Annotated in this window: 1 protein-coding gene; it reads left to right on the top strand. The window is 55.7% G+C overall.

What is annotated here, in order from left to right:
* A partial coding sequence (locus tag PUZ33_RS25085; RefSeq protein ID WP_126347388.1) for an IS4 family transposase occupies nucleotides 1–1,157 on the top strand: 1,157 nt, incomplete at both ends.

Below are 1,157 nucleotides of genomic sequence, written 5' to 3' on the forward strand. Positions count from 1 at the left end.
ACAGTCTGCCAGAAATTTTTCTCCGCGTCTTTACCGGACGTTCACAGCTTCCGGATTAATGTCCTTGTTTCCATGGCCGTTGCCCTCACGCACGGTGCGGATCTGACCCTGACCAGCCTTGGTCGCACTCTTCCCGGCAGGGCGCACGTCAAAAATAAAATTAAACGTGTTGACCGTGCCCTGGGTAATACCGCCCTTCACCGGGATATTCCCCGTATTCAGCACCTGCTCACACATACCATCACCTCCCTGATGCCCTTCTGTGTGATTGCTGTCGACTGGACAGGCTGGCATGACAGGAACTGGTATCTTCTGCGGGCAAGCCTGGTCTGTAATGGTCGCTCACTGCCGCTTATGAGTGAGGTTGTCCCCGCAGAGCTGGCGCAGAACAGCGATGTACAGTGCCGCTTCCTTGACCGCCTGCATGATGCCATCCCGAAAGATAAAGCCGTCACCATCATTACGGATGCAGGCTTCAGGACAGACTGGTTCCGGCATGTCAGCCAGCTGGGCTGGAGCTTCACCGGCAGGGTCAGGGGCTGCATCAGCTTCCGGCTGGATGGAGATAAAAAGTGGATGAAAATCAGTGAGCTTGAGGCTACCGGACAACCGGTCTGCATGGGTTACGGTGTCCTGTCCCGTAAACCACGAACGCCCTGTTACGGCCGGTTCTATCTGCATAAGCGCCCTGACGCAGGGCGTCAGGGAAAAGGGGGGATGCCGAAAACACAGCGGGAACACCGCAGTAGCGCGCGGGAGCCCTGGCTGCTGTTCAGTAATGCAGAGGGACTGGAGCCGCACCAGATAATGGCCCTGTACAGCCGCAGAATGCAGATAGAACAAAACTTCCGGGACGACAAAAGTCCACGCTTCGGGTTCGGTCTGAGGCTGAGCCGGAGTCAGGGAAAAGGGCGACTGGAAGTGCTGAATATGGTCGCGGCAATGGCAAGCCTGGTGATGTGGCTGGCAGGTTACAGGGCAGAAAGGCAGTGTTTACACTGGCACTATCAGGCAAGCAGCATCAGGCACAGACGGGTGCTGTCATACCTGAGTCTGGCAGAAGAAGTCATCCGGCATGAGCCCGGGAAAGTGAGACGGCTGAATATAGTTAACGAGATGAAAAAGCTGGGAAAAGAGTACAGTAATATGGTCATGGT

This window comes from Enterobacter cloacae complex sp. 2022EL-00981 (genome assembly GCF_028737495.1).
GTDB classification, from domain to species: domain Bacteria; phylum Pseudomonadota; class Gammaproteobacteria; order Enterobacterales; family Enterobacteriaceae; genus Enterobacter; species Enterobacter cloacae.